This is a genomic window from Ktedonobacteraceae bacterium (assembly GCA_035653615.1).
GTDB lineage: Bacteria > Chloroflexota > Ktedonobacteria > Ktedonobacterales > Ktedonobacteraceae > DASRBN01.
In genome coordinates, this window is record DASRBN010000044.1 from 211,076 (window position 1) to 218,169 (window position 7,094).

Consider the following 7,094-nt stretch of genomic DNA (forward strand, 5'->3'; position numbering starts at 1 on the left):
CATTGGCATTTCATGCAAACACGACATACAATAGCCATAGAACCAGAACGAATGCCGTAGGGACAGCGCCTTGTGCCTGTCCGCGTCGGAGTCGCAGGACAGGCACAAGGCGCTGTCCCTACGGCATGGCTCGATTCTCGTTTGTGGATTTTAGGATGTAAGGAAAGGAAATGACGATGCGCAGTAAGATATCTGTGATTGGCGCGGGTTTTGTGGGAAGCACGCTGGCCCAGCGACTGGCAGAACGCGATTATGCCGATGTGGTGATGTTTGATATCATTCCCAATATGCCGCAGGGCAAGGCGCTGGATATGCTCCAGGCAGGGCCGATCCTTGGCTACGATTCGATGGTAACTGGTACGAATGATTATGCCGATACGAAAGATTCGAATATTGTGGTGATTACTTCCGGTTTTCCCCGCAAGCCCGGCATGTCCCGCGATGACCTGGTCAAGAAAAATCAAGAGGTGATTACGCAGGTCACGCAGGAGGTAGTGAAGACCTCGCCGAACTCGATCATTATCATGGTGACGAATCCGCTGGATGCGATGGCGCAGCTGGCATATCATATCAGCGGTTTTCCACGCGAGCGCGTCATCGGTATGGCGGGCGTGCTGGATACGGCGCGTTTCCGCACGTTTATCGCCCAGGAGTTGAATGTATCGGTGCGGGATGTTCAGGCCTATGTACTGGGCGGCCACGGCGATACAATGGTGCCGCTGGCGCGCATGTGTACGGTAGCAGGCATTCCCATTTCCCAATTGATGCCGGCTGAGCGCATCGAGCAGATCGTGCAGCGCACGCGCGACGGCGGTGCTGAGATCGTGAAGCTGCTGGGTACGGGCAGCGCCTACTTCGCGCCCTCGGCCTCGGTACTGCAAATGGTCGATTCCATTTTGCTGGATAAGAAGATGATTATGCCCTGCGCGGTCTACCTGCAAGGCGAGTATGGCATCCACGACCTGTTTGTCGGCGTGCCGGCCAAATTGGGCGCGAAAGGCCTGGAAGAAGTGATCCAGGTCGAACTGAACGAACAGGAACGCGCCCTGCTCCAGAAATCGGCGGACGCCGTGAAGGAGCTGGTGCAGGTGATGGGAATTTAGCAGTTAAGCAAGAACAAATAAGCGGTATCTTATAGTGCGCGAGCCATAAGATGCCGCTTATTTGTTCTTGCTTAACCGGCGATATCCTTCTCGAAAAGAACCCTGGTCGGTGTAACCCTCACCAGTAATTCCCCCTGGACGCCGTTGCGTTTACCGTACTCTTCGGCCCTGTCCTCACCCATGTATCTACCGCCGATGCGCGTGGCCCAGAGAAGCAATGCGTTGAGATCATCGCTCAGGTTGGCAGTGCCTTCGACCATGATATAGGCATATGGGGGCGTTTCATCGTCGACGCAGAGGCAAACTCGTGAATCGCGCCGTATATTCGCCGCTTTCACGGTATGCTCGCCGGTGGTGAAGACGATGGTATCGCCATCCAGCATGAACCAGATGGGAACGACGTGCGGGCGACCGTCTTTGCGCGCGGTTGCCAGCTTGCCGGTGCGGGTTCCGTGTAAGAGAAAGTCGCGTTGTTCGTTGGTAAATGTTTGCATAGAAATTGATCTCTTTACTGATGATAGAATGCGCCGATCAGGATTTTACCAGGTTGAAGACATCGGGCGTGCCGGTGCCTGTACCCATGTCATAATATTTTCTCACGGAATAGAAGTCCTTATCAACGACTTACCCACAAATCTGCAATAGCGCTCCGTTGCCGCCTCAATAGCCTGGTTCTGGGCTTCGCTCAATGGAGTGAAGAGTTCTTGCGTAATGATCACAGCATCCTTTTTGAACGAGCGCTTCCACGTACCCACGATCTGGCCATCGACAACGATAGTTGGGCCGAAGATGCCATTTCCCGTTCTCTGGGCATATGACGGGTCAAGTACAGCACTGCGATCTTTATATGCTACGGTATACTCATCATAAGGTGGCAGCAAATAAGCCGTTGAATCTGATACTGTAAGGGATGTAGACCGGGAAAGCCAGTAAACGCGGTTGTCGATAGTCTCCTTGACCAATTGCACCTTGACCATTTCAAGGCTGGCCCTGGCATCAGCTGCCGGCAATCCTGACCACCAGGTAAAATCTTGCAGCGTCGCGGGTCCATGACTTGTAAAATAGCGATGGGCCAGTTCTGCCATGGCCTCTTCGCGTGCGAGCATACGGGAGACGGGCACCAGTTCATCCAGCAGCGCAAAGGTGAATTGCTTGCCGCGCCGCGTGCCAGAGGCGATGACACCTTCCATCTCAGCACGGTGCAAGATAAAGGTGAGGCGCAGGCCGGCGGTAGAAATACCTTCCCGTTGCAAAGCCGCGGCCAGCTCCTGGCGAGTAAGTTGTTTGCCGCCCTGAAGCGTTTTCGTGAAGATAGCGTTGCACCTGGCAAAGGTTGCCTCGTCCAGTTCGAACCGGCGATACCAGGAAGCCATGCTTGCAATCCTTCCCGGCGCCATCAACGCGAGCAGCCAGCGAATATCCTCTGAGGCGACATAATGCCACGTATCGCGCATAGGATGCGTGCGCACTATGTCGCCATTGGCTATGGCCTGCTCAATATCTGCCTCAACCGCGTTTCGCATACGCAGTCCAAGCGCCCAGAGCGAGCCGAGATAGTCCTGCGCCTGGACTGCGCCAAGCCAGTGAACGACCCCGGCGGGTTTTTCAAGCGTTTGTTGGGCAATGAGCTGGTTGTGCAGGCGCAGGCGCGCAATATCCAGATTTACCATAGTAGTAGTCATGCCTTTCCCTCTCTCATCTCAACTCAATGGCCATTCTTCATAACTCAAAGTATATCCTGTAAGGAGGACAGAATCGGCCCTTGTTTGGATCGGAGAGTTTGCCTACCATCGGAATCATGGTCATTGAGGCCAGGATATAGGCCGTCACGACCCGGCTATAGCGATCAAGACCGTGCAATTGCGCGATGATGCGCGGCATAGCAGTGCTGACAATCGCCTGGTCAAGCGCCTCCAGGAAGAGCGTCAGCATCAGGGCGCTCATCACAGAGATGAGCGCAAAGCCTCGCAGTCGAAGCTTGCCGGTGGACTCAAGAGGAACAGATGCGGAAGTCATCGGTTCGTTCCTCTCTCTCATTTGACTTGACGTTTTTCATATTCAAAGTATATCCTGAAAGGAGGACATAATTGGCCCTCGTTTGAGGGGAAATTAGCGGAAAAATACCGGAAGGTGAGATTTGTCATGTATCATCCAACCAGCCGTGTCCTGGCGGTACTCGAATTGCTTCAGGCCCGGCCATCGATCACCGGCCCTGAGCTAGCCGCGCGATTAGAGATGGACGTGCGCACTGTGCGCCGCTATATCATGCACCTGCAGGATGTAGGAATTCCGGTCGAGGCCAGCATTGGTCGCTACGGCGGCTACCGCCTGCGACCCGGCTTTAAGCTGCCTCCACTGATGTTTACAGAGGAGGAAGCTACAGCTGTCGTGCTGGGCCTGCTGGCAAGCTCATGGTTGGAGGTTGGACAATCACCGGTGGCCATTGAGGGAGCGATGGCCAAAGTCTCCCGCGTTCTGCCGCAGCGGGTCCGCGAGCGCCTGCAAGCCGTTACCACGCACCTGATCCTGCCAACCCAGCAACAAGAATCGCGGCCCGATGCTTCATTGCTGCTCAACCTGAGCGAATCGATTGCGCAGTGCCAGCGTGTAACCCTCGACTATTGTTCTCACGCTAACGAAGTCACCCATCGCAAGGTTGAGCCGTATGGCATCATAGGCTGGCGAGGATACTGGTACCTGGTCGGCTACTGCTGCATGCGCCAGGACTACCGCACGTTTCGCCTGGACCGCATCCAGCAGATAGAGTATCTCACGGAACCTTTTGAACGCGACGAAACGTTCGATTGCCAGGCATATGTGGCGAAGCAGTATGGTAGGACCTCAGGCGGCTTTGACATCAAGGTAGAGTTTCAGGCCCCGCTATCTATCCTGCAACAAAAGATTCCGGCATCCTATGGCTCGCTTACTGCCACTCCAACAGGGACCTTGCTTCAGAGCCAGTATGACGATCTGGACGGCATGGCGCGTTATCTGATGATCCTCAACCTTCCATTCGTCGTACACGAGCCGGTAGAATTGCGAGAAGCACTGCTGCGCCTATCGGAGCAGATGGTGCAGAGGGCGACTGCTCAATAAATTGGAGCAAGCGTGGAGTATCACGAACAGGGTTCCATCCCCTCGTCTCTGCAAACCCGGGTAGCGTTCCAGGAAGGGGCAAAGCGTATTAGAGTTTTCCCGCAGCCGAAATAGCCATATCCAGCGGCAGGGTCAGGCAGCGCACCGCTCCTCCGGCCTTGAGGAACTCGTTTACAGGTGAGACGCACACCTCGTATCCCCAGCGTTCGAGGATGCGTCCGACGCGCGGCGGGCAGGCGGGCATGATGACGACTTTGTTCACCACTACACAGTTTGCGCAAAAGGTTAGCGCCTCATCAAGTTCGAGGACGAGCGGTTCCGGCACGATCTCAGCGATAATTGCATTGCTTTCGCGATCCCAGGCCGCCGGGTTAATGATGGCATGCTGCGTATCGAGCGGAGAAAAGCTGATATCCAGGTGATAGAAACGCTCATCGACGAGCCGGATGGAATGAACCGGGATGTCCAGCAATCGAGAGAGCGCGGCATGAGCGGAACGGCTCGAACGGAATCCATACGCGGCCAGCAGGCAGCCTCCATAGGGGAAAGCGTCGCCGCAGCCTTCAAAGAAGAGATTGCCATCGCCGGTCAGCTCTGCTACTTCACTACCGCGAGCCTGAAACCATTGTGAGGTATAGATTGACTCCGGTTGGCGCTCAGGATGGCGGAAGCGGCTCAAGATGATTCTCCGGCCATCCACCAGGCCGGCATTGGCAACGAAGACCATATCGGGCAGACCTTTCACCGGCTTGATGATTTCGACCGTTGCCCCGGCACGCCGCAGATTGGCCGCCAGGTTCTGCCACTGTTCCATCGCGAGATCGCAATCCGGGCGATCCTCCTGGTGCATCCAGGGATTGATCTCATAAAACACGCCAAAATAGTCTGGCGGGCACATAAGATACGATTTGCCCCAGGATAACGGCGCGGCTTCAAGCGGTGTATTTGCTGAACTGACTTTTTGCGAGAGGTTTGAGTTATCCATCAGTACTCTTTCTAATGAGGAGTAACAACTGGTCTTTGCAAATAGAACGGGGAGGGGATAACCTGGGTAACGGTGAGAAATGAAGGATACGTTTTCGCCCGAGGAAACGCTTACTGCAATTCATACTCCTGCCATTCGGATTGTTGTGCGTCCTGATTCGTCAATACTGGATAGCTCCAGGACCGTTGACTATGTTCGCTCATATTGCTCTCGTACTTGACCTTCTTAATAAGTGGAAGCAGGACGCACAGGTTAATAATGTCCGCCACGTCGATATTCTTCCATGTCGATAAGGTTCCTCTCTCCTTAATGACAAGATAGCCCCTATACTCGCCAATATAGCCGAGTTTTTCCCAGGGAAGGTTCTTCGGCGTTTCTTTCAGGCTAAGTCCTTGCGAGTTTACATTGAGCGCACCAAAGTTAAGCGTCTCACCTGCTTTATACGTCGCAAGGGCTTTAGGGAGCAGGTATTGGGTCACTTCTCTCTCGATCTGTTTGCCAAGTATCCAGAACCCGCTTGTTATGCGGTCGAGCACCACCGGCTCTTCATCTCCTGGTGGGTAAAGTAGATACTGCTGTGGAGAGTTAGAAGTTCCTGTAGCGTAGATTTTTTGCACGCCTCTAACCTGGTCCCAGCGGATGGCCTGTACCTGTTTCCCCTTGATGGAGATTATCCCATGCGTGCAGAGATAGCATCGTGGGTTATGATGAAGCGCGTTTGCGCCACATTGATCTCACTACGAGTCGCCGGACGTTGATCGTCCTGTGATGGCGATTGCGGCAGCGGGGAGGCAGAGGAAGGCTGCAAAGAAGTATCGACATATGACAGCGAGGGAGTTGTTTCTAAGTAGTCCTGCCATTCAGGATACTGCAAGGGAGCGTTATCTTCTAGCATATCGAACTCCTGGCCGTCTACAAGAACGAGGTAACAGCCACAATACCTCTTGACGAAAGACAGATGCTGAAGGCCCAAAACTCAGAGGCGCCATACCTGGCAGTCCCACTCTGCCAGGTTTCCATCCCCAACGGGCGTCCCAGGCCAGTTAGCCTCAGCTGCCTGAGCGTGACAATTACTGTTTCTGCGGGAGAGTTTCAATCCCTAACGGGCGTCCCAGGCCAGTTAGCCTTGGCTAGGAGGTATCGCTTTCTTACGGCATATCGGGTTTCAATCCCCAACGGGCGTCCCAGGCTATTTAGCCCAAGATATGACTATAGGCAAAAGCATGATTGTTATTGTGAGTTTCAATCCCTAACGGGCGTCTCAGGCCATTTAGCCTATGTCTCTGCCGGGCGTTCTGTTGGGATACGATGGTCTGTGTTTCAATCCCTAACGGGCGTCCCAGGCCATTTAGCCGTAACCCTGGCATTGCCTGACGGCTCAACTAAAATCGTCGTTTCAATCCCTAACGGGCGTCCCAGGCCATTTAGCCAGCTCGGCTGTGTGGTGAGCGAGAACGGGCCACCGGAGTTTCAATCCCTAACGGGCGTCCCAGGCCATTTAGCCAGCGGCGCGGCAGCGAATCTACATCAACGACCTGGAGCAGTTTCAATCCCTAACGGGCGTCCCAGGCCATTTAGCCACTGATCCGCAGTTTGAGCCGATGTGCTTCACCTCGGGCGTTTCAATCCCTAACGGGCGTCCCAGGCCATTTAGCCGGATTTCTGGCGCCTTCAAGGATGGCATCAATTTTGTGATTGGTTTCAATCCCTAACGGGCGTCCCAGGCCATTTAGCCTGCGCCAGTTCAGCGATGCCTATACGACCATTACCACTACAGTTGCACTTGCAAAATCCCGGGAAGAGTCCCGGGATGCCTCTCTGTTGCTCATTGTACTCTCTGCTTCTGGTTCCGTCAACGGCCTCTTCCCGGGATGCTCTCACATCTCGTGCGTTTCTCAGCTGGATGTGAC

The 7,094-nt window shown here is 54.4% G+C and carries 8 protein-coding genes and 1 CRISPR repeat array; of the genes, 2 read left to right on the forward strand and 6 right to left on the reverse strand.

Translation table 11 applies throughout. The features are described from left to right. Positions 1 to 176 precede the first annotated feature (176 nt). Positions 177 to 1,103: a malate dehydrogenase gene (gene mdh, locus VFA09_27830; GenBank protein ID HZU71117.1), complete on the forward strand. Its 927-nt coding sequence runs from the start codon at positions 177 to 179 to the stop codon at positions 1,101 to 1,103. 71 nt (positions 1,104 to 1,174) lie between these two features. On the opposite strand, the gene VFA09_27835 is transcribed toward mdh, so the two are convergent. From VFA09_27835 to VFA09_27845, 3 genes are all read right to left on the reverse strand, one after another. Further along, entirely contained in the window at positions 1,175 to 1,597 is a 423-nt protein-coding gene (locus tag VFA09_27835; GenBank protein HZU71118.1) for a PPOX class F420-dependent oxidoreductase, read from the reverse strand. 102 nt (positions 1,598 to 1,699) lie between these two features. Beyond that, positions 1,700 to 2,785: a winged helix DNA-binding domain-containing protein gene (locus VFA09_27840; protein HZU71119.1), complete on the reverse strand. Its 1,086-nt coding sequence runs from the start codon at positions 2,783 to 2,785 to the stop codon at positions 1,700 to 1,702. Between the two features lie 37 nt (positions 2,786 to 2,822). Then, positions 2,823 to 3,119: a hypothetical protein gene (locus VFA09_27845; GenBank protein ID HZU71120.1), complete on the reverse strand. Its 297-nt coding sequence runs from the start codon at positions 3,117 to 3,119 to the stop codon at positions 2,823 to 2,825. Positions 3,120 to 3,245: 126 nt separating this feature from the next. Here VFA09_27845 and VFA09_27850 point away from each other — a divergent pair, with 126 nt between their 5' ends. Next, complete coding sequence (locus VFA09_27850; GenBank protein HZU71121.1) at positions 3,246 to 4,199, forward strand: YafY family protein; 954 nt, start codon at positions 3,246 to 3,248, stop codon at positions 4,197 to 4,199. Positions 4,200 to 4,287: 88 nt separating this feature from the next. Here VFA09_27850 and VFA09_27855 read toward each other — a convergent pair whose 3' ends face one another. The 3 genes from VFA09_27855 to VFA09_27865 form a co-directional block, all read right to left on the reverse strand. Beyond that, positions 4,288 to 5,184: an arginine deiminase-related protein gene (locus VFA09_27855; protein ID HZU71122.1), complete on the reverse strand. Its 897-nt coding sequence runs from the start codon at positions 5,182 to 5,184 to the stop codon at positions 4,288 to 4,290. A 110-nt stretch (positions 5,185 to 5,294) separates the two neighbouring features. After that, the gene (locus tag VFA09_27860; protein HZU71123.1) at positions 5,295 to 5,858 is read right to left on the reverse strand and encodes a DUF6585 family protein; all 564 of its coding nucleotides are present in this window, start codon (positions 5,856 to 5,858) and stop codon (positions 5,295 to 5,297) included. Then, on the reverse strand, positions 5,855 to 6,079 hold the full coding sequence (locus VFA09_27865; protein ID HZU71124.1) for a hypothetical protein: 225 nt from the start codon (positions 6,077 to 6,079) through the stop codon (positions 5,855 to 5,857). Before VFA09_27865 ends, VFA09_27860 begins: the two co-directional genes overlap by 4 nt. A 117-nt stretch (positions 6,080 to 6,196) precedes the next feature. Then, a CRISPR array of direct repeats spans positions 6,197 to 6,919; the repeat unit is 37 nt; unit sequence GTTTCAATCCCTAACGGGCGTCCCAGGCCATTTAGCC. Positions 6,920 to 7,094 lie beyond the last annotated feature (175 nt).

Coding starts and splice junctions, on each gene's coding strand:
- mdh (HZU71117.1), top strand. CDS start 177: ATGCGCAGTAAGATATCTGTGATTGGCGCGGGTTTTGTGGGAAGCACG.
- VFA09_27835 (HZU71118.1), bottom strand. CDS start 1,597: ATGCAAACATTTACCAACGAACAACGCGACTTTCTCTTACACGGAACC.
- VFA09_27840 (HZU71119.1), bottom strand. CDS start 2,785: ATGACTACTACTATGGTAAATCTGGATATTGCGCGCCTGCGCCTGCAC.
- VFA09_27845 (HZU71120.1), bottom strand. CDS start 3,119: ATGACTTCCGCATCTGTTCCTCTTGAGTCCACCGGCAAGCTTCGACTG.
- VFA09_27850 (HZU71121.1), top strand. CDS start 3,246: ATGTATCATCCAACCAGCCGTGTCCTGGCGGTACTCGAATTGCTTCAG.
- VFA09_27855 (HZU71122.1), bottom strand. CDS start 5,184: ATGGATAACTCAAACCTCTCGCAAAAAGTCAGTTCAGCAAATACACCG.
- VFA09_27865 (HZU71124.1), bottom strand. CDS start 6,079: ATGCTAGAAGATAACGCTCCCTTGCAGTATCCTGAATGGCAGGACTAC.